This is a genomic window from Fundidesulfovibrio agrisoli (assembly GCF_022808715.1).
Taxonomy (GTDB): Bacteria; Desulfobacterota; Desulfovibrionia; order Desulfovibrionales; family Desulfovibrionaceae; genus Fundidesulfovibrio; species Fundidesulfovibrio agrisoli.
The window spans coordinates 267,169-288,000 of the sequence record NZ_JAKZKX010000001.1 but is presented as its reverse complement, the minus strand read 5'-3'; the positions used below and the strand labels follow the sequence as shown (position 1 = coordinate 288,000).

The 20,832-nt window shown below is 64.9% G+C and carries 14 protein-coding genes; 7 read left to right on the top strand and 7 right to left on the bottom strand.

The genetic code is table 11. The features are described from left to right. Positions 1-38: 38 nt before the first annotated feature. Positions 39-1,151, bottom strand: a complete 1,113-nt coding sequence (locus MLE27_RS01290) for an ABC transporter substrate-binding protein (RefSeq protein ID WP_243310044.1) — start codon at positions 1,149-1,151, stop codon at positions 39-41. A 626-nt stretch (positions 1,152-1,777) separates the two neighbouring features. On the opposite strand from MLE27_RS01290, the gene MLE27_RS01285 reads away from it, so the two are divergent. The 3 genes from MLE27_RS01285 to hpsH all read left to right on the top strand — a co-directional run bounded on the left by MLE27_RS01285 (position 1,778) and on the right by hpsH (position 7,274). Continuing rightward, complete coding sequence (locus MLE27_RS01285; protein WP_243310043.1) at positions 1,778-3,199, top strand: sigma-54 interaction domain-containing protein; 1,422 nt, start codon at positions 1,778-1,780, stop codon at positions 3,197-3,199. A gap of 498 nt (positions 3,200-3,697) precedes the next feature. Continuing rightward, positions 3,698-6,193, top strand: a complete 2,496-nt coding sequence (hpsG, locus tag MLE27_RS01280) for a (2S)-3-sulfopropanediol dehydratase (protein WP_243310042.1) — start codon at positions 3,698-3,700, stop codon at positions 6,191-6,193. 109 nt (positions 6,194-6,302) lie between these two features. Then, entirely contained in the window at positions 6,303-7,274 is a 972-nt protein-coding gene (gene hpsH / locus MLE27_RS01275; RefSeq protein WP_243310041.1) for a (2S)-3-sulfopropanediol dehydratase activating enzyme, read from the top strand. 209 nt (positions 7,275-7,483) lie between these two features. Here hpsH and MLE27_RS01270 read toward each other — a convergent pair whose 3' ends face one another. After that, positions 7,484-7,774, bottom strand: a complete 291-nt coding sequence (locus tag MLE27_RS01270) for a hypothetical protein (RefSeq protein ID WP_243310040.1) — start codon at positions 7,772-7,774, stop codon at positions 7,484-7,486. Positions 7,775-8,150: 376 nt separating this feature from the next. Here MLE27_RS01270 and MLE27_RS01265 point away from each other — a divergent pair, with 376 nt between their 5' ends. The 3 genes from MLE27_RS01265 to MLE27_RS01255 are packed head-to-tail and all read left to right on the top strand — an operon-like array spanning position 8,151 to position 11,762. Further along, positions 8,151-9,458 (top strand): hypothetical protein, encoded by a 1,308-nt coding sequence (locus MLE27_RS01265; protein ID WP_243310039.1) that lies wholly within the window; start codon positions 8,151-8,153, stop codon positions 9,456-9,458. Beyond that, positions 9,442-10,551 carry a pyridoxal phosphate-dependent aminotransferase gene (locus MLE27_RS01260; protein ID WP_243310038.1) on the top strand — a complete coding sequence of 370 codons (1,110 nt, stop codon included), beginning with the start codon at positions 9,442-9,444 and terminating at the stop codon, positions 10,549-10,551. Before MLE27_RS01265 ends, MLE27_RS01260 begins: the two co-directional genes overlap by 17 nt. Next, positions 10,548-11,762: an MFS transporter gene (locus MLE27_RS01255; RefSeq protein ID WP_243310037.1), complete on the top strand. Its 1,215-nt coding sequence runs from the start codon at positions 10,548-10,550 to the stop codon at positions 11,760-11,762. The genes MLE27_RS01260 and MLE27_RS01255 overlap by 4 nt, the downstream gene beginning before the upstream one ends. A gap of 102 nt (positions 11,763-11,864) precedes the next feature. Here MLE27_RS01255 and MLE27_RS01250 read toward each other — a convergent pair whose 3' ends face one another. From MLE27_RS01250 to MLE27_RS01230, 5 genes are read right to left on the bottom strand one after another with little or no spacing between them, the layout of a single operon-like run. Further along, positions 11,865-12,689 (bottom strand): FAD binding domain-containing protein, encoded by an 825-nt coding sequence (locus tag MLE27_RS01250; protein WP_243310036.1) that lies wholly within the window; start codon positions 12,687-12,689, stop codon positions 11,865-11,867. Beyond that, a complete protein-coding gene (locus MLE27_RS01245) occupies positions 12,686-13,183 on the bottom strand; it encodes a (2Fe-2S)-binding protein (RefSeq protein ID WP_243310035.1) in 498 nt (165 codons plus the stop codon). Before MLE27_RS01245 ends, MLE27_RS01250 begins: the two co-directional genes overlap by 4 nt. Further along, positions 13,180-15,477, bottom strand: coding sequence for a xanthine dehydrogenase family protein molybdopterin-binding subunit (locus tag MLE27_RS01240; protein WP_243310034.1), 2,298 nt, complete (start codon positions 15,475-15,477; stop codon positions 13,180-13,182). The genes MLE27_RS01245 and MLE27_RS01240 overlap by 4 nt, the downstream gene beginning before the upstream one ends. Before the next feature lie 8 nt (positions 15,478-15,485). Beyond that, positions 15,486-16,784: an acyl carrier protein gene (locus MLE27_RS01235; protein ID WP_243310033.1), complete on the bottom strand. Its 1,299-nt coding sequence runs from the start codon at positions 16,782-16,784 to the stop codon at positions 15,486-15,488. Between the two features lie 22 nt (positions 16,785-16,806). After that, complete coding sequence (locus MLE27_RS01230; RefSeq protein ID WP_243310032.1) at positions 16,807-18,294, bottom strand: benzoate-CoA ligase family protein; 1,488 nt, start codon at positions 18,292-18,294, stop codon at positions 16,807-16,809. A 1,039-nt stretch (positions 18,295-19,333) separates the two neighbouring features. On the opposite strand from MLE27_RS01230, the gene MLE27_RS01225 reads away from it, so the two are divergent. After that, entirely contained in the window at positions 19,334-20,743 is a 1,410-nt protein-coding gene (locus MLE27_RS01225; protein WP_243310031.1) for an SLC13 family permease, read from the top strand. Positions 20,744-20,832: the final 89 nt, after the last annotated feature.

The window sequence follows — 20,832 nt, the reverse complement described above, 5'->3', positions numbered from 1 at the left end:
CACCGGGGCGGACATGTCAGGGCCTCGCGGCCCAGGGGCTAATCCTTGAAGGGGCAGGCGCTGGCGGGGGCGCCCTTGATGTCTCCCAGGGTGACGGTGGCGCTCACCGGGGTGTATCCGGCTTCCTTGAACACCTGCCGGGCCAGGGAATCATCCACGGTGCCGGGCTTGGGGACTTCCTTGATGCGCTTGTCCTTGAGCAGGAAGGGGGCCACTTCGGCGATGTTCAGCTTCTCGCGCTCGTTGAAGTAGAAGGACTTCCACTCGCGCACCGGCTCCTTGGAGTCGGAGGGAACCTGGCCGTAGATCGAGTACCAGAGCACCCGCTTGGGCACGCCGGTGGCGTGCTTGGAGACCATGTCGATGACGTTCGACCAGTTCTTGGGGTCGAGCAGATAGCGCTGGGCTTCCAGTTCGGAGCGCAGGTAGCCCTTGGCCACTTCGGGGTGCTTCTCCATGAAGTCCTTGCGCATCACCACCATGCCCAGGTCGGGGTTGTCGCAGGCGCGGCCGTCGGCTGCGATGCGCGCGACGCCTTCGCCCACGTCCGTGGCCACGCGGGAGAGCGTGGGCTCCCACAGGGAGGCGGCGTCGAGCTTGCCGATGCGGAAGTTGGTGCCGATAACCTCGATGGACTGGTTCAGGTACTCGCCGGGCTTGACGTTGTACTTTTCGAAGAACTTGAGCAGGTACTGGTCCGAGGCGCTGCCCTTGGGGGCGGCGATGACCTTGCCGTCCATCCAGCGGGCCAGCTCCTCGTTGCTCTTGAACTGGGGGGCGTCCTTGCGCACCAGCACCAGGGAGCAGCGGGTGCCCTCGGACATGCCCGCCGTGGCGACCATCTTGATCTCGGCCTGCTCCGGCTTGGAGCAGAGGATGGTGGCGGGCATCACGCTCATGTAGCCGATGTGGGCTTTGTCGGCCAACATGTTGTTGGCCACCACCGTGCCCTGCAGCGCGCCCTGGAACTCGATTTCCGTACCCTTGGGCACGTACTGCTTCCAGAGGCCGAGCTCGGAGTTGATGATCGCCTGGTAAGAGATTGTGTCGTAGGGCTGGTAGCCGACGACGAACTTTTCCGCAAAAGCCGGGGTGGAGACCAGAAACATGAGCAAAGCCAAAAAGCCGAAGATACGACGATACACGTGCATGTTGCCTCCTTCGGTACACGGCCAGACCCGCTGCGCGGGCCGCTCTGCCCCGGCCCTCCGGCTTGCGCCGGATGAGGGCCGGAGCGCCCTCACACTCACAATGCAGGAGCAATCTCCTGTTTTATGCTGTTACTCCGCCACCAGAACGAGCGCCTATCGACGCCCAGGCCTGTTGCGACGAAAACCAGGAGAGCAAATCTGATACCAACTCCCGCAACAATTCAGGAATCTCGACTCAAAGCGCACGGATGCTGGATTGCCGAGCATCCTGCCCCCTTGTTTCGGGATGAGCGTATGAGCCCCTTAGGCCCGCGCGTTGCATACTTGCAACGGCCGTTGTTCAGTACTTTTCTTATTGTAGCATATTTCACAAGCCCGGTCCTAGCCACCGCGAGAGGTTGCACAAGTGCAACAATGATGCGATACTGCAACGGCTTTGGGTGAACGTCCCAACCGTGAGAAGGACCATCCAAGAGAGCCGCGATTTTTAACACGTGATTCCAGGCCGCTGGAAAGCCGGGCGGCCCTCCGGCCCGCTTGTTCCCCGGCGCACGGGCCTTGCATGGACCCGATGCGAGTTGCGGGTCCGCAACCGTTTTCGCCATAGATCGCGAGGGACACCCGACATGAGCAAGGACGACTTCATAGACACGCTGCTGAGCGCGCGCATGGACAGCATCCTCGATACTCTGGGGGATGGGGTCTACATCACGGACAGGGACGGTGTGACCCTCAAGGTCAACACCATGTACGAGAAGCTCACCGGCCTCAAACGCGAGGACATCCTCGGGCGCAACGTGCGCGAACTCAAGAAGAGCGGGGTGTACAACACGGCCCTGAACCCGGAGATCGTGGCCACGGGCAAGCCCGTGACCCGCGTGCAGACCAACATGCACGACCGGCGCATGGTGCTCAGCGGCTATCCGATTTTCGACGAGGAGGGAGCCGTCACCCTGGTGGTCACCTACGCCCGCGACATCACCATGATGTCCCAGATGAAGGACCAGATCGCGGAGCAGCGCGAACTCATCGAAAAATACCACAAGAATTTCGATTACTTCAATAAGGCCAAGACCCAGCAGACGCCCATCGTCGTCACGAGCGCGGTGATGACCCGCCTGGTGGAACAGATCCAGCGCATCGCGCCGACCGACGCCACCGTGCTGCTGCTCGGTGAAACCGGCGTCGGCAAGGACGTGGTCGCGAGGAAGATGCACGGCCTGTCCTCCCGGCACGACAGGCCGTTCTTCAAAGTGGACTGCGCCTCGATCCCCGAGAACCTGATCGAGTCCGAGCTGTTCGGCTATGTGCCCGGGGCCTTTTCCGGCGCACTGACCAAGGGCAAAATCGGATTTTTCGAGCTGGCCGACAAGGGGACCGTCTTCCTGGACGAGATCGGGGAGCTGCCCCAGATCATGCAGTCCAAGCTTTTGCGGGTGCTCCAGGACCAGGAGGTGGTCCGGGTGGGCTCCACCCAGGCCAAGAAGGTGGACGTGCGCATCGTGGCCGCCACCAACCGGGACCTGGCCGAGGAGGTGCGCAAAGGCACCTTCCGCAGCGACCTCTACTACCGGCTGCGGGTGGCCGTGCTGAACATCCCGCCCCTGCGCGACCGCCCCGAGGACATCCTGCCCCTGACCCGCACCTTCCTGGAGCGGTTCACGGCCCGCTACCGCAAGCGCCTCGTGCTGTCCCACGCCGTGGAGGAGGCCATGAAGAACTACCGCTGGCCGGGCAACGTGCGCGAACTGGAGAACATGATCCAGAGCCTGGTCATCACTTGCGAGAAGGACGTGGTGGAACTGGGCGACCTGCCCGGCGCCATGCTGGACGACCAGAAACCCACGGTGCTGGCCGCCTCCCTTGCCTGCCACATCGACAACGCCGCGGGCAGGCCCCTCAAGGAGATCATGGCCGAGATCGAGCGCGGCCTGATCCGGGACGCCCTGGAGGCCCACGGCTCCGTGACCAAGGTGGCCAGGATGTTCGGGGTCAACAGGACCACCATCTTCCGCAAGCTGCACATGAACGACCCGCAACAGGACTGATCGGGGCCCAGGGCGCTCCAAAGGATGAAGTGGTTGAAAATTGCACCATGTTGCATTTTTGCACCTTCATCCAACATGCTAAAATAGCGAGAAATCGCCCAAAATGGTATTTTTGCGTTGCAATTATGCAGCAAGTCGGGCGCACCCCACGGTTTCCGGGCGCGCTGGAGCAGGCCGGGCTCCGTGTGCGCGGGGGTCGTCCCAAACCCGCCATTTCACAATAACATCTTATAATAATTATTTTAATTGAAGAGCTCTTCGCTTCGGCCCACCCTCCCCCGTCCAGCGTGAAGAACACCCTGAAAAGATCGTACACTTCTTGAACACCCTGCAATAACAGGTAAAACAAGTGAAAACGATCTCGCACCCGCCCGCCTGGACACGGTTCCGGCATACGCGTTGCTATCCCCCGTTCGAACCGCACACGCGCCGCCTGGGTGCCGCTCCCCTGCGAACCCGACCCGCGCGAAACCAACACGTCGACACGAGGGAAGAACCATGTTGCAACCCGTCTGCTGCGAAGCCTACAGCTCGCACGAACAGCGCCTCCAGGACAGAATGGAAGGCAAGGAAGACAAGTTCCGCGCAACCCACCCCCGGGTGTTCACCATCCTAGAGAGCTTCGACGGACTGAAGCCCCGTATCGACGTGGAGAGGGCCCGGTACTTCACCGATTCCATGCGCCAGACCGAGGGCCAGGCCCTGGTGCTGCGCTGGGCCAAGGCGCTCAAGCACATCGCCGAGAACATGACCGTCTACATCGACGACCACCAGCTCCTGGCCGGCCGCGCCGGGTGCCAGGGCCGCTACGGCATCCTCTACCCCGAGCTGGACGGCGACTTCCTGGGCCTGGCCATCGAGGAGCTGCCCAAGCGCAAGGAATCCCCCTCCTACATCACCCCCGAGGACGCCAGGGTGGTTATCGAGGAGATCGCCCCCTACTGGAAGGGCAAGACCTTCCATGAGGCCCTGAACAAGGCCCTGCCTCCGGACGTGCACAAGCTGACCTACGACGACCCCGAGGGCCTGGCCTCCCGCTTCGTGGTCAACGAGACGGCCTCCTTCCGCTCCTCCATCCAGTGGGTGCACGACTACGACAAGGTGCTCAAGCGCGGCTTCGGCGGCCTCAAAGCCGAGGCCCTGGACAAGCTCCAGACGCTCGACCCCCTGAGCCCCGTGGACAACGTGGAGAAGCGCCCCTTCCTGGAGGCCATGGTCATCGTCTGCGACGCCATCGTGCACTGGGCCAACCGCCACGCCGCCCTTGCCCGCGAGGTCGCCGCCGCCGAGGCCGACCCCGTGCGCAAGCGGGAGCTGCTGACCATGGCCGAGATCTGCGAGCGCGTGCCCGAGCACCCGGCCCGCACCTTCCACGAGGCCGTGCAGTCCCAGTGGTTCACCCAGATGTTCTCGCGAATCGAGCAGAAGACCGGCACCATCATCTCCAACGGGCGCATGGACCAGTACTTCTACCCCTTCTACCAGAAGGACATGGCCGAGGGCCTGCTCACCGAGGAAAAGGCCGTGGAGCTCCTGGAGTGCATGTGGGTGGGCATGGCCCAGTTCATCGACCTCTACATCTCCCCCACGGGCGGCGCGTTCAACGAAGGCTACGCCCACTGGGAGGCCGTGACCATCGGAGGCCAGACCCCCGACGGCCGCGACGCCACCAACGAGCTGACCTACCTGTTCCTGAAGTCCAAGCGCGAGTTCCCGCTGCACTACCCGGACCTTGCGGCGCGCATCCACTCCTGCGCGCCCGAGCGCTACCTCTGGGAAGTGGCCGAGACCATCAAGGACGGCGCGGGCTTCCCCAAGCTGATCAACGACGAGGAGGTCATCCCCCTCTACGTCTCCAAGGGCGCCACCTTCGAGGAGGCCTACGACTACGCCGTGTCCGGCTGCACCGAGGCGCGCATGCCCAACCGCGACACCTACACCTCGGGCGGAGCCTACATCAACTTCGCCGCCGCCCTGGAGATGGCCCTGCGCAACGGGCGCATGAAGAAGTACGGCGACCGGGCCCTGGGCGTGGAGACCGGCGACCCGCGCTCCTTCACCACTTGGGACGAGTTCTGGAACGCCTACGTCCGGCAGCATGAGCTGTTCCTGAAGACGGCCTTCTACCAGCAGCACGTGATCATCAACCTGAGGGCCCGGCACTTCGCCCAGCCCATGGGTTCGGTGCTGCACGACCTGTGCATGAAGCATTGCCTGGACCTGCACACCCCGCAAATCCCCGAGGGCCTGAACTTCGGCTACTTCGAGTACATCGGCTACGGCACCGTGGTGGACTCCCTCTCCGCCATCAAGAAGCTGGTCTTCGAGGAGCGCAAGCTGAGCATGGACGAGCTGCTCGAAGCCCTGGACAATGACTTCGAGGGCCGCGAGGACGTCCGCCACCTGCTCAAGAGCGCACCCTGCTACGGCAACAACGACGAATACGCCGACGCCATCGCCAAGGACATCGACCTGCTCTCCCTGGAGTACGCCAAGAAGTACTCCCCGGAGTTGGGCATGAACAACGACGTGCGCTACGTGCCCTTCACCTCCCACGTGCCCTTCGGCAAGGTGGTCAGCGCCACGCCCAACGGCCGTCGCTCCTGGACGCCGCTCTCCGACGGCTCCTCGGCCTCCCACGGGGCGGACGTCAACGGCCCCACGGCGGTGCTGCTCTCCAACTACACCTCCAAGAACTACGGCTATCGCGAGCGCGCGGCCCGGATGCTGAACATCAAGTTCACGCCCAAGTGCCTGGCGGGCGACGACGGCACCCGCAAGCTGATCTCCTTCATCCGCACCTTCTGCGACCTGAAGCTCTGGCACGTGCAGTTCAACGTCATCAACCGCGAGACCCTGATCGCCGCCCAGAAGGACCCGGAAAAGTACCGCAACCTCATCGTGCGCATCGCCGGATACAGCGCCTACTTCGTGGACCTGTCCCCGGACCTGCAGAACGACCTGATCGCCCGCACGGTGCACGAGACCTGCTAGAGGCATTACGCATTCGCGCCGAAACCTCGGAGACGCCCCGGCCACGGGGCGTCTCCGCCCCGTTTCGGCCAAACCCCAGCCCGGCCCCGGGCCGAACGGAACGCGCGCCATGACCACCCAGCAGGACAAGGACACGACCGGCCTGGTCTTCAACATCCAGAAATATTCCGTTCACGACGGCCCGGGCATCCGAACCATCGTGTTCTTCAAGGGCTGTCCCCTCTCCTGCCTGTGGTGCAGCAACCCCGAGTCCCAGGCCTTCCAGACGGAGCTGGCCTTCAACAACGGCCGCTGCCTGGGCTTTTCCCAGTGCGTGCGCTGCCTCAAGGCCTGCCCCAGCCAGGCCATCGCCCAGATGGACGACAAGCCCGTGTTCAACCGGGAAATCTGCAAGGACTGCGCGCGGCCCTGCGTGGATGCCTGCCCGGCCTCGGGCGTGATCGCCTACGGCCAGCGCAAGAGCGTGGCCGAGGTGCTGCGCGTGGTGGAGCAGGACGCCATGTTCTACACCCGATCGGGCGGGGGGCTCACCCTCTCGGGCGGCGAACCCCTTGCCCAGCCCGAGTTCGCCCTGGCCCTGCTGCGGGAGGCCCGCCGCCGCCGGCTGAACACCTCCATGGAGACCTGCGCCCAGGTTCCCTGGGAGGTGCTGCGCCAGGCGGCCCCGCTGCTAGATTCGGTGATGTTCGACATCAAGAGCCTGGACAACGGCAAACACAAGACCTTCACAGGGGCGACAAACACCCGCATCCTGGACAATTTCCAGCGCCTGGTCGCGGAGTTCCCGAGCCTGCCGGTGCACGTTCGCACCCCCGTGATTCCCGGCTTCAACGACACGGAAGCCGACATCCGGGACATCGCGGAATTCGTCTCCGGCCACGCCAACGTCAGCTATGAGGTCCTGGCCTACCACCGGCTGGGCACGCAGAAATACACCTTCCTGAACAGGGAAGCTCCTATGGGCGACAAGACCCTGCCGCAGGAACGGTTCACGGAGCTGGAATCTGTGGCGCGGGAGGCGTTCTGGACCCCGGGACAGGAGCCTGTCGCCGAGCGGGCCGTCAGCTCTCAGACCAGCTGACCCCCTCCGCCACAGGACGATCAAGGAAGAAGGCTGCCCCCGGAAAGGAGGCAGCCTTCATATCGTTCATGCCGTCGTGGCCATTCGGATCGGGTGAAGCGGCATCCAGGCACCACTCCCGCCGCAGGCTGCCATAAGAGGGGCGCTCCTGACATGCCCCGGCATCCACCGGGCTGCCAACCGGGCCCTGCAACACCGTAAGCCCCGGGTCACGGCGTGGCGATGGCCTCGCAGACGTATTCCCCGATGGAGCATTTGAAGGTGTACTTATCGCCCAGGTACACGGGCCTGCCGCCGCGTACAGTGAGCACCGCCGGAAGGTCGACGCGCATGCGCAGGCACTCCACGAGCAGGAGCAGCTTTTTGGAGGCGCGGGCCGGCAGGAAGACGCGGCCGTACATGCCGCCCTGCTGTCCGGCGTTCACGAAGGCGCCCAGGTTCGCATAGCGGTTGGTGAGCATCCCGTCGCGGGGCACATCGATGCGCGTATAGGCGCTCAAGGATTTTAGCTCCGCCTTCTGGGCGGCCACGGTGTATTCCTAGGCCACGTTGGCGTCCATGGCACGGGCCAGGGGCGGGTACGGCGAGGAACGCGGCTCGGATCAACAGGGGTGAAGGCATGGTTGCACTCCCCGGCCGCGACGGCCCAGCCTGGAACAGGTTCTCTCCATGCGCAACAGCTTGGAAAGGGTTATCATGATGACCAGCCCCCTAACTGCACTATTTCTCCCTGGTGAGCCGGGCTAAACGGCGGGCGGAACAATGTACTTACCGCCAGTTTGCCTGCCGTCGGATGCCGGGCTATACTAAGCCGGGATAGCGCGGACGCCCCGGCCGTACTCCCTCGCCTAGAAATCCAGGATACGAGGAAATTGCATGGACACCGTCCTTTCTCTCGCAACACCGCCCGACAGCGCGTTCGCACGCATCCTGACAACCGCCGCCGAGGCCCTGGCCCAGTCGAGGGGCCTGGGCCCGCGAGAAAGCATGCGCTTCCAACTGGCCGTGGAGGAGTTCTTCACCCACCTCTGCCAGGTGACGGACGCAGACAGCGGGATCCGCGCCGAGTTCACGGCCAAATCGCATCAGGTATGCGTCTCTTTCCGTTTCCAGGCTTCGGACCTGTGCCTGGGCGCGCTCAACGCCAGCTGCGCCTGCACGCTTGACGGCGACGGAGAAGCCTCGGAGGATCTGGGCCTGATCCTGGCCGGGCGAGTGGCGGACCGTTTCCGCCTCATCCACGAAGGCGGCGACTCCTTCATGCTGTACGCCGAGGTGGACAAGGCATACCCGGCCGCCAAGGCCGCGCCCTCGGCAATCACCTTCAAGCATCCCTACCATGCCGCTCCCGAACAGGATCCCGACCGGCTCATGCACGCCGCCGCGTGGGCGGCGGCCCGCTATCCGGCCTGGCATTGCCCGGCGAGCTTCCAGACCCCCAGCAAATTCGCGGATATGGTCAAGGCGGGCCAATTCAGCTGCGTCCTGGCCCAGGACGCGGCCTCCCACCCCGCCGGGCTTCTCTGCTGGGCCAGGTCAGGGGAGAAGGGGCTTTCTTTTTCCGGCCCCTTCGTCTTCGCGCCGCAGTCGGATGTCCCCGAAGTGGCCCGCATCCTCACAGACGCGTTTCTGGCGTCCGTGGCGCGCGAAAAGGTGGAGATCGTCTTCAGCGAGAGGGCCACGCTGGACACTCCGGCAGGGTATTTCGAAGCCCTGGGATCGCTGACCCGTTACGCGCCGGAGGGGGAAAGCGATCAGCCAGTACTCTACCGCCACCTTCGTGAGGATCTCGGCGAGACCGTATGGGCCGATCCGGCCCTGGAGGAATTCCTGCGCGCCGTTTACGACCGCTTGGCCATGTGCCGGGATGTGCTTCCTGCCCATCCGCCCGGCTCTTTGGAACGCAAGCGTTCGCTCTTTTCCACCACCATGGACAAGGAGAAGAGCCTGGCCGTGCTGCGTCCCCTGCTCGACGGGCAGGACATGGCCGCCAACCTGGCCGGGCACGTCCGCGTGCTGACAGAGAAAGGCTTCCTGAACCTCATGCTGTACATGGACCTTTCCCATTCCTGGGAGGCAGCCCTGGCCGGGCGGATCATGGCCGCCGGATTCAAACCCAGGCTGGTCCTGCCCTTTGCGGGCCGCTCCGACGTGGCGGTGTTCCAGTATGCGCCGAATTGCTGATCTCGTCCCCGCACACGTCTTGAGCTTCGATAGCTACGTCCCCAGCCGCCCGGACGATGTCCTGATGCGCCAGTACGGCGTGGACAGGCTCTACCGGCTGAACAACAACGAGAACGCCCTGGGGCCGCCACCCGCCGCGCGGGAGGTGCTGGCCGCGTTCCCGCCCGAAAGGGGCGCGGTCTATCCCAGCGGAGACTGCTTCACCCTGCGCCAGGCCCTGGGTGAAAAATTCTCCAAGGATCATGAAAGGTTCCTGGTTGGCAACGGCTCCTGCGAGGTGATCACCTCTGTCATCAAGGCATTCTGCCAGCCGGGCGACAACATCGTCACAGCCGACAAGACCTTCGCGGTCTACGAATGGGTTGCCGCCTTCTCCGGCATCGAACCGCGCCTTGCACCATTGCGGGATTACGCCCTGGACCCTGAGGCCATGCTGGCTGCCATGAACGACAAAACCAAGATCATATTCCTGTGCAATCCCAACAACCCCACGGGGACCTGGTGGAGCAAGGCCACCCTGGAGCGCTTCCTGCGTGCGGTGGATGGACGGGCCGTGGTGGTCCTGGACGAGGCCTACATAGAGTTCGTGGACTCCCCGGACTTCCCGGACGGCATGGAGGTGATGGAACGCCACCCCAACGTGCTGGTGTTCAGGACGTTCTCCAAGATGTACGGGCTGGCTGCGCTCCGGGTGGGCTACGTCTGCGGCGGCTTTGAAGCTGTGGATTTCGTCAAGCGCACGCATCTGGTCTACTCGGTCAACTCTCTGGGACAACTGGCCGCCAAGGCTGCCCTTGAAGACGATGGTGAACATATCGCGGCCACGCGGCGCATGGTCGCCCAGGCAGGGGAATTCCTGCGTTCCACCTTCGACTCCCTGGGGCTCGAGCACGTCTCCGGGGCGGGCAATTTCATCATGGCCCGCGTGCCCGTCCCCGACACGCTGCTCTACAGGCTGCTTATCCGCCAGGGAGTGATGATCCGCACCATGACCGGCTTCCGCTTCCCCAACTGGATCAGGGTAACTCTGGCGCTGGAGCCCGCCATGGAGGCCTTCGCCAAGGCCCTGCGCCAAACCCTGGACAAGCGATGAGCGCACCGACCGGAGGGCAACCCGAGCGCCTGCTCAGCTATGATTTCGTCGTGCTCACCCTGGCGGCTGGTTTCGGGTTCTGCAACATCGCCGTATTCTACGGGCTGGCCAGCCATCTGGAGCACCTCGGCGTCGACCCGGCCTGGAGGGGCACGATAATCGCCGCCGAACCCCTGGCCGCCCTGCTGACACGGCCCTTCCTGAGCGTCTGGCTTACCGCGCGCCAGGCCCTGGTCCTGGCGCGCCTGTCCCTTGTGGCCATCGGCGCCGCCCTGCCCTGCTACCTGTACGCGGAGACCATCCCGGCGCTCCTCGCAGTGCGCGTCTTCCACGGGCTGGCCTTCGTCTGCCTGGTGAGCGCCGTGGTCACCCTGCTCTCCAAGGTGGTGCCCCCGCGCCTGGCCGGCCGTGCCTTCGGCCTGTTCTCCCTGTCCTCCCTCGTGCCCTACGCCATCATGCCGCCGCTGACCGAGTGGCTGCTGGCGCGGGTCGGCGGGGAGGCTCAGGCTTACGCCTGGACCGCCTTGCTGACCTTGCCGTCGCTTGCGATGTTCGTCCCGCTCGGGTCGCGCCTGGGGCAGGCCGCGTTCCCCGCAACCGATACGCGGCGGCCCACGATGCGCGAGTTCCGGGAGAATCTGGCGCAAAACCCGGTGGTCCTGCTGCTGGCCGCCAACATGCTCGTATTCGCGGGCACCACGCAGGTGTTCTTCTTCATCAAACCCTATGCGCTGGGCCTGGGGATCGCCGATCCTGGGCTGTTCTTCACCGTATCGACCGCGGCGTCCATAGCGGCGCGTCTCTTGGCAGGCCCCTTCCTGGATAGCGTCCCCAGGCGCGGCACCGCCATGCTGGCCATCCTGGTGGTCTCCGCCTGTATGGCCTTGTTCGCCCGCGCGGGCGGCGAAGCCTCCCTCTTCTGCCTCGCCGGAGCCTACGGCTTCAGCCTGGGCATAGCCCTGCCCCTGCTGAACGCCTCCATGTTCCTGGAGTCGCCCCCCCCACTGCGCGGCATGAACATGAACCTGATGCTCTTCATGATGGACGCCGGATACACCTTCGGCCCCCTGGTCGGCGGCCTGCTGCTGGCAGGCACGGGCGGGTTTGGGTCGCTCTTCGGCGTCAGCGCGGGTTTCGCCTGCGTGGCGGCGGCGTTGATCGCGCTGCTGGCTCTCGGGGAGTGGAGAAGAAGAGGCCTGGCTGGGGGGTGATCCGAGGGGAACAGGAATGGAAGCCCATAGCCAGAGGCTTGAGGGAGAAGGCCTCCGGCGGCCAAAGGGACAAGTCCCTTTGGAATCCCATATTGGGCTGGCTCACGAAGCCAGCCGCAGCAGCAGGTTGCCCGCCACCTCCCGGCGGTAGGCAGCCGAGGCCCGCAGGTCGTCGATGGGCGCAATTTCACTCCGCATGGCCTCCCCGACGGCCAGAAGGGCTTCACGATCAAGACGTCGTCCGGCGAGCAGAGCCTCAGCCTTCGGGCAGCGCGCGACAGTGGGTCCGACGCTGCCCAGGGCCAAGCGCGCATCCAACACGACGCCTTCGCCATCCGTGAGGATCACGGCCGCCAGGCTGACCACCGCGATCGCCAGCGCCTTGCGGCGGCCCACCTTCTCGAAATGCTGCAACGCGGAAGGCTCCGGGGGCGGCACCAAGACCGCCGCCAGGACCTCCCCAGGCTTGAGCCCCGTGCGGCCCGGCCCGTGGATGAACCCGGCCAGGGGAACGCGGCGGGCACCCCACTTCGAAACAAGCTCCAACTGCGCATCCAGGGCGTAAAGAGGCGCAAGGGTGTCTCCGGCGGGCGAGGCTGAGACGATGTTGCCGCCGATGGTGCCCATGTTGCGGATAAGCGGCGAGCCGAGCACCTGAAGCGCCCCAGCCAGCACAGGCAGGCGCTCGCGCACCAGGGCATGGCGCAGCAGGCTCGCGTGGGTCTCGCAGGCCCCAAGAGAGATGAACCCTTCATGAACACGAACGCCTCGCAGGCTCTCGATCCGCTCCAGACAGGCCACGGGAGCGGGAACCTGCCCCCGGCGGCGCACCAGCAGATCGGTGCCCCCGGCCATTATCGTCACGCCTTCCTCAAGCAGAGGCCACAGCTCGTCGAGGCTGCCCGGGCAGCGCGCGTTGCGGCTCATGAGCTTTCCCCCGGCGCGGCCTTGGCCGCCGCCAGCACCGCATCCACAATCTTCACGTAGCCCGTGCAGCGGCACAGGTTGCCGGAGATGGCCTCACGCACCTGCCCCCGGTCCGGATCAGGGGTGTGGGCCAGAAATTCCGCCGTGGCGATGGTCATGCCCGGTGTGCAGTACCCGCACTGCACGGCCCCGTTTTCGACGAACGCCGCCTGGATGGGATGCGGATTCTCCGCCGTGCCCAGCCCCTCCGCCGTGACGACCTCGCGGCCTTCCAACTGCACGGCCAGCATCAGGCAGGAAAGCTTGGCGGCGCCGTCAACCAGGATGGCGCAAGCGCCGCACTCGCCGGAGCCGCAGCCCTCCTTGGCGGCAGTCAGCCCGAGGTCCTCGCGCAGCAGGTCAAGAACCCGCCTGCCGGGACTCGTTTCGACGCGCACCGGCCCGCCGTTGAGGGTGAAGGCCAAGGTGAAGGTTGGTACGATTTTCCCGCTCATGCCTTGTTACTCCTCAGCGCGCGCAACACGTCCATCGGGTCCACGGGAATCCGGTTGATCGAAAGCCCCACCGCGTCCTCCAGGGCCTGGGCCACGGCCGGGGCAGGGCCGTGGATGCCGACCTCCCCCATGCCTTTCACCCCGTGCGGGCCGGTCGGCTCGTCCCCGTCCACGGCCAGCCATTCCAGGTCGGGCAGGTCTCGCGACGTGGGGATCAGGTACGTGGACAGGTCGCCCGCCAGAATGCGCCCGTCCTGGTGAGCAAGATTCTCCATGAGCACCAACCCCGCGCCTTGGGCCGCCGCCCCGTGAACCTGCTGCTCCACTCCTCTGGCGCTGAGCACCCGGCCGCACTCCACGGCAGTGACGCACTCAACAAGTTCCACCTGCCCGGTCAGTTCGTCGGCTTCAAGCGCGCAGACGCAGGCTCCGTGGGAAAAGAAACGGTGCGGAAAGCCCAGCCTGAACGCCTTGCCCGTATCCGGAGGGTTCTCGACCACGGGCATCACGTACTGGTCCACACAGATGCGGTCGTCGCGCTGGAGCATGTTTCCGAGCAGGGCCAGGGGGATGGAGCGCCCGGTGGCCTCGTCCGCCACCACCCCGGGCGCAAGGCGCAGTCGGGAAGGCTCGTCCACCAGAAGGGCCAGGGCCGCGCGTGCCTTGAGCTTCTCCCGCATGGCCTCGCAGGCCCGCAGCAAGGCGTTGCCGAAGGTGTAGGTGGTGCGGCTGGCCGAGGAAGATCCTGCGGGCGGGCACAGCCTGGTGTCCGGCTGGACCACCTCGAAGAGCGAGGAATCCTGGTTGAGGGCCGAAGCAGCCAACTGCACGAACGCCGCCGCGTTGCCCTGGCCCATGTCCGCCACGGAATTGAATATCCTGAAAGTTCCCGTCCGAGTCAGCTCCAACTTGGCCGCGGCGGCATCCGGCAGGCCGCGCCCGTAGCCCATGGCGTTGCACGACGCGGCAATGCCCACCCCGCGCCGTTTGAAGGGCGGGGCTGCCTCTTTCCAGGTATGGCGTCCGGCCCATACCGGGTGGGCCATGACCGCCTCCAGACACTCCCGAACTCCCGTAGGGGACTCCATCGCCACGCCGGCGCAGTTGGCTTCGCCGGTGCGCAGGGCGTTCATCAGACGCAATTCGGCTGGGTCCATCCCCAGCCGCGCGGCCAGGGCGTCAAGGCTCCGCTCCAGGGCGAAGCTGGCCTGCACCACGCCGAAGCCCCGGAACGCGCCGCCCACGGGATTGTTGGTATAGACGCAGAACCCTTCCGCACGGGTGTGCGGGATCATATACGGCCCCCCGGCGTGTTCGAGGCCCAGGGCCATGATCTCAACGCCCAGGTGGGCGTAGGGACCGGAATCGAAATACATGACGCTGTCCAGCGCCTGCAACGCGCCGCTGCTGGAAGCTCCGAGCCTGATCCGCACGCGGGCGGCGTGGCGCTTGTATCCGGCCAGGAAGGTCTCTTCGCGGCTCCAGACCATCTTCACCCAGCGGCCTCCGGCGTGCAGCGCGGCCAGGGCCAGCAGGCACTGCACCGTGGCTCCGTCCTTGCCCCCGAAGCCCCCGCCCAGGTACGGCGCACGCACGCGGATGCGCATGGGGTCCAGGCCGAGGGCGTGGGCGATCTCGAAGCGGTCCCTGAAGGGGGCCTGGGTGGAGACGACCGTCTCCAGGCCATTGGTCGCAGTCAGCCTGGCCGTGCCGTTGGGCGGTTCCAGGAAGACGTGTTCCTGCATGGGAGTCTCGAACTCCCCCTCCACCACCACGTCGCAACCACGCATGGCCGCTCGGGCGTCGCCCTTGTCCACGAGTCCCCTGGCCAGCAGGTTGCCGCCCTCGCGCCCCGGATGGACCAGAGGCGCTTCCGCAGCCAGGGCCAGCTCCGGTTCGAACACGCCGGGCAGGGGTTCGTACTCCAGACGGATGCGCGAGAGGGCCTCGGCCAGCGCCTCCCTGCTCTCGGCCAGCACCAGGGCCACCGCGTCCCCGGCGTGGCGCACGGTGTCCACGGCCAGCACGGGCTGGTCCTTGTGGACGATGCCCTGCAGGTTGGAGCCGGGCACGTCCGCCCCCGTGAGCACGGTCTTTACGCCGTCCACGGCCAGGGCTTCGCCGACGTGCACCGCCGTGATGCGGGCGTGGGGCACGCCCGCACGCTTGGCCCCGGCCCAGAGGCAACCCGGCGGTGTAAAGTCCGTGCTGTAGCGCTCGGCCCCTACGGCCTTGGACAGAGTATCCGCGTGCCGGAACGAGAAGTCGGGCTGGTTGGGGGAAGAGGGCTTCATCGACGCGCTCACGCCAGGGCCCGCGCCCTTTCCCATTCCGCGCGGATGGATCCCAGCAGCGCCTTGGCCTTGTCCGTGAACAGGTTGACGGTCTCCCACTCCGGTTCTTGATAGAATTTTTGCATGAGCAGGCCGTCGGACCCGAACCAGAGCGGGATGAGCCCTCCCAGGACGAACCCGCGCGCACGCAGCGCCTCCACGGCGAAGGCCGTGCCGGGCGTGCCGGCGTTGACGTACACCTGGACAACAGCCAGGCCGCGTCTCCTGGCTTCTTGGTCCAGTTGGAGGATGCGCTCCGGGAAATCGGCACCAACCACGAGGGCCTGCACCCGCTCCACTCCGGCGAAATCGAAGGTTTCCGATTCCAACTCGCTGGCCGAAACTCCGGGAGCGTCCGACCTGTTGAACCTCAGCTCCCGGTCCAGGGAGAACCCCCCAAGAATCAGCTCGAGCTCATTGCGATAGCATTCCGGCAGATACAGATCGGCATGACGGTCGCGGTCAACCCGGGCTCCCAGCAGGCAGCTGACCCGCTGCGCCCCGGCCCCTTCCTTGGCGTAAGCGCCAGCGGGCATGAGCGATATCTCCAGCCCGCACTCGGCGTAGCTGTGCTTCTTGATGAGCTTCTGGGTGACAAAGTGCGTGCACACCGCCTCTCCGAAAAAGCCCTGGGCTTGCGGCATGGTCCGGGAAAGCCTGTCCATCTCCCTGGTGATTCTGGCTGCAACCGTCGTGTTGCGGTATTCGGGCGCGACCAGCAGCTGCCCGAACTCGAACAGGGCCTTGTTTGGGGGGGAACTTTGGTAATACGCCCCCTGCCCCGCCACGGCTCCGGACGCAAGCCTTGCCACCACCGTGAGCACCTTGCCCTCGGCGTTCAGGCGTTCGATGGCTTCGGGAATGTAGTAGTCAACCATGGGGTAGCTGTCGCCGTAGACGGCGTGGAACAACTGGGCCACGCCCTTGCCGTCTCCGGGCCGGAGCCGGTCCACCTCGTACTTCTGGTCCGGCTCGATCTCCTTCGGGGCTTGCTTCAGGAGGGCGATGGCCTCTTCCTTGGACATCCGCGCAGCCCCGCGGCTGCGGATGTAGGCGGCGAAGTCGTCCAGAGTCCGCAGGGACATGGAGGCGCGTTCGTCGATGGACAGCCCGAAGCGGGCCTCCACGGCCAGGGAAAAGGCGGGATAGTCGAGGGAGTCGACGCCCTGGCGCAGCAGAGGCTCCCCGGGCAGGACAGCTTCGGCCACCACCGGGTCCACACCTGCCTCCGCCAGCAACCCACGCAAAATTTCCGTCGTCACGTCCATGGATACTCCGATGAAGATTTCTTCAACCATCGCGCAACTTGTAACGCTGCACCTTGCCTGTGTCGGTTTTCGGCAACTCGGACACACACTCGAAGCGGGCTGGGCACATGTGCTCGGGCAGGACACGCAGCAGATGCCTGCGCCATTCCAAGGTCAAGGCATTGTCCGGGACGACGCCAGGGGCCGGGACCACGAAGGCGCAGATTACATCCAGTCCGTTGACGCGCCGGGCCGCTACCGCGCACTCGGACACGGCGGCGTGGCGCAGGAGCGCATCCTCGACCAGCACCGGAGACACCCACTGCCCGGCGGACTTGAGCATGTCGTCGCTTCTGCCTTGGTGCGCGTACCAACCGTCCTGTTCGATGAAGATATCGCCCGTGCGTACCCAGCCGCCTTCCAGCATGGTCTCCCGAGTCTTGTCCGGCCGGTTCCAGTACGCCCTGCAGAAGCTCTCTCCACGGACCAGCAAGTGCCCCTCGCGGCCGGAAGCGACTTCCTCTCCGGCGTCGTCCACGATGCGGGCCTCGAAGCCCGGAACGATCCGCCCGGCTGTTCCCGGCCTGGAGTTGCCCCTGGCATTGGAGATGAAGACGTTGCAGGCTTCGGTGGAGCCGATCCCGTCCAGAAGCTCCACGCCGGTGAGCTTTCTCCACCCTTCGTGCAGCATGGCCGGCAGGGCCTCGCCCGCGCTGAAGCACAGGCCCGGAACACTTTCCCTCATTGCGGGCTCGAAGGCCCTGACCATCATGCTGTAGAGCGTGGGCACGCCGAAGAAGGCTGTGGGCCGATGCCTGGCCATCAGGTCGAACGCGTCGTAGGGACTGAGTTTGCCTGGGAACAGCACCGTGGCCGCCCCGGCGCCCAGCGGCAGGATCAGGCTGCTTAGCAGCCCGTAGGCGAAAAAGAGCTTGCTGGAGGATAGCACCACGTCTGAACGCTTCAATCCGAGCATTGTTCCCCATGTGCAGGACGGGATCAGCAGATCCTCCTGGCGATGAGGCACACCCTTGGGCCGCCCGGTGGAGCCCGAACTGTAGAGCATGAAGCCCGGAAGACCTCCGCGTGCCTGGCGGGGCGCGAAATCAGAAGGGAAGCCATCCAGGCCGGGCGGGCCGTCGTACCCGCAGAGCTCCACGGGGCAGCCCGGGACGGTGGTTTCCGCGGACGGGTGCCCTGCGCTGGTCAGCAGCAGCCTTGCCCCCGAGTCTGTCAGTAGGAACGTATAGTCGTCGCGGTTCAGGAAGGTGTTAACCGGCACGGGACAGGCTCCTGCGAGCAGCGTCCCCAGAAAGGCACATACGAAGGCAGGGGTGTCCGGCAGGGCGAGAACGACGCGATCACCGGGGCTGACGCAGCGGGAATCGAGGAAGGACGCGAACTTCAGTGACCGCTCGCGCAGTTCTCCGTAGGTGAGAACCGACTCCCCCAGAATGTAGGCTGGCTTATCCGGATCAGACGCGCCGCTTCCGTGCAGCAAAGACCAGGCAGCGTTGCGTTCGCCACTCATCCGTCCGGCCTCCTTCAGGCAGTACGAAGCGGCGGTTGCCGCAGTTCGGATATGGCTCTATTTCGAGAGGCCAATCCTTTCTATCAGTCTAGGAGAGTTCATCAAAGCCGTCAAATACAGTGCCCGGCAGCCTGCTGGCCTTCCAGCGCCACTTGGCGCTGGAGCGCCTCTTTCGTCCGTTCCCTTGCCTGCCCGTGAGGTTGTAATCTCGTACACGGCAGTGAGTGTGCTGAAAACCGTGTAAGCCTTCCTGGCAAAGTTCTAGCTTAGTCAGCCCTGGAGCGGGGTTGCAAGGTTGTCCCCGGCCTGGGGATGTCCAACGCCTTGATCTGGGCCATGATCACGAACGCCGGCAGGGCTGTGGTGGGCAAGGGCAAGGTGGAGGTTGCTAGCGGCCATAAAGAAACGGGGGCCGGATACCGGCGAATCCCACCCTGCCCTCACCCTCGTTGAATCATGCTGGTGTGGGACTTGGTGTGGGACTTTTCCTCCAAAACCGGCAAACCCCGGATAATCTCTGCTACGATGTGCAAAATCTTATCCCATCATTCCTGTTGCTTCCAATCTTTTGAGGAGGTTGTGTGAAGCACGGGGGCAAGGCCTAAGAATCCGTAGGCCACAGGTTCAAATCCTGTCGGGCGCACCACGAAAACAGGGGTTTAGGACAACGGTCCTAAGCCCCTTTTTCAATGGTGTGGTTGGCCTCCGGAGAGCGCCCCTGACATCGATCAAACTTTGCCTTAGATGAGTCCCCTTCGAATCGAGTTCCGCTACGTGCCTGGGTTCAGCATCCCTCCCGCCTGGCTGTGACTCATGACATCTACTGTTTCTTTTTATAGTAAAAACATATAGGTAGCCTACCATGTTTTGACGATTTCGTGCTTTCGAGCTCGTCTCAACAGACACGACTGACCTGTCGGCGTCTTGGCGGCCCTGCCATTCCGGTCGATCCGCCCCCCTTCCCGCCACGCACTGATGGCTACAGCGCCATCCGTCGCGGAACGGGTTTCGGCTTGAACCTCAATGAAAGGAACCCGCCGTGACCGCTAAAAAATGGATTGGGCTCGCTCTCGCCTTCGCTTCCCTTTCTGGCATCATCTGGCTTCTCCCCCCCATCGACGGACTCACGCCCGCTGGCAAGGCCTCCCTGGCAGTGGCCGTGTTCGCCATCGTGGTATGGGTGACGCAGGCCGTGGACGACGCCACCAGCGGCTTCATGATCGTCTTCCTGCTGGCCGCCCTGAACGCGACCACCGTCGCCAATGCCTTCTCCGGCTACTCCAACACGGCGCTATGGCTCATCGTCATCGGCTTCGTCATGGCCGCAGGGATGGAGAAATCCTGCTTATCCAAGAGGATAGCCCTCTTCCTGGTGAACTTGGCCGGCGGCTCGCCCATCAGGATATACTGGGCCGTGGCCACGGTCATGCTGGTGCTCACCTTCCTGGTGCCGTCCATCACGGCCAGGACGCTGCTCATGCTGCCCATCGTCATGGGCATCGGCATGGCCTTCAACGCCAAGGAGGGCCAGAGCAACATCGTCAAGGCCCTGATTTTCATCGTGGCCATGAGCGGCACCATCATGAGCATCGGCGTGCTCACCGCCCACGTGGGCAACCCCGTGACGGTGGGGCTCATCGAATCGGCCACCAAGAAGGCCATCTCCTGGTCGGACTGGTTCAAGGCCGCCGCGCCGCCCGCCTTCAGCCTGGCCTTCCTCTCCGTCTTCGTGATCGCGGCCATGTGGAAACCCGAGGTCAAGAGCCTGGGCGAAGGGCATTCCTACATCCGCCGTGAACTCGAGGCTCTGGGCAGGATCAAGGGCAAGGAGATCTACACTCTGGTGGTGTTCTGCTTCATCCTGCTGCTCTGGGCCACCGATTCCATCCATAAGATCAACGTGGTGATCGTGGGCATGGTGGCCGTGATCCTGGTGCTGTGGCCCCGGTTCGGCGTCATGACCTGGCAGGAGGCTCAGAAGCGGGTGCCCTGGAACGTGTTCATCGTGTACGGAGCTGGCCTCTCGCTCGGCGCGGCCCTCGTCAGCTCGGGGGCGGCCAAGTGGCTGGCCGGGGTGATGTTCTCCCCCATCGCGCCCATGCCCCAGGCCGCCCAGCTCATCATTCTGCTCTGGGTCATCACGGGGCTGCAGGTTTTCTTCACCGGCGGCGGCCCCAAGACCACGGCGCTCACCCCCATCATCATCGCCCACGCCACGGCCATCGGGGCGGACCCCATGACCTTCGCCCTTATCCTCGGCCTGAACATGCCCCACCAGTACATCCTGCCGGTGAGCAACATGCCCAACGCCGTTGCCATGGGCACCGGGCACATCACCGCCGGGGAGCTTCAGAAGACCGGCGTCGTGATAAGCCTGCTGGCAGTGGTGTTCATGAGCCTGATGGTGCTGACCTACTGGAAGTGGATCGGGATGGTCAGCGCAGGCTGACCGGCTCTATGGCGCGCTTCGGTGGCGTACATTGACTCAGTGCGGACCGGCGGGCAACCTGCCGGTCCGCTGTTTTTTAGGGCGGACTT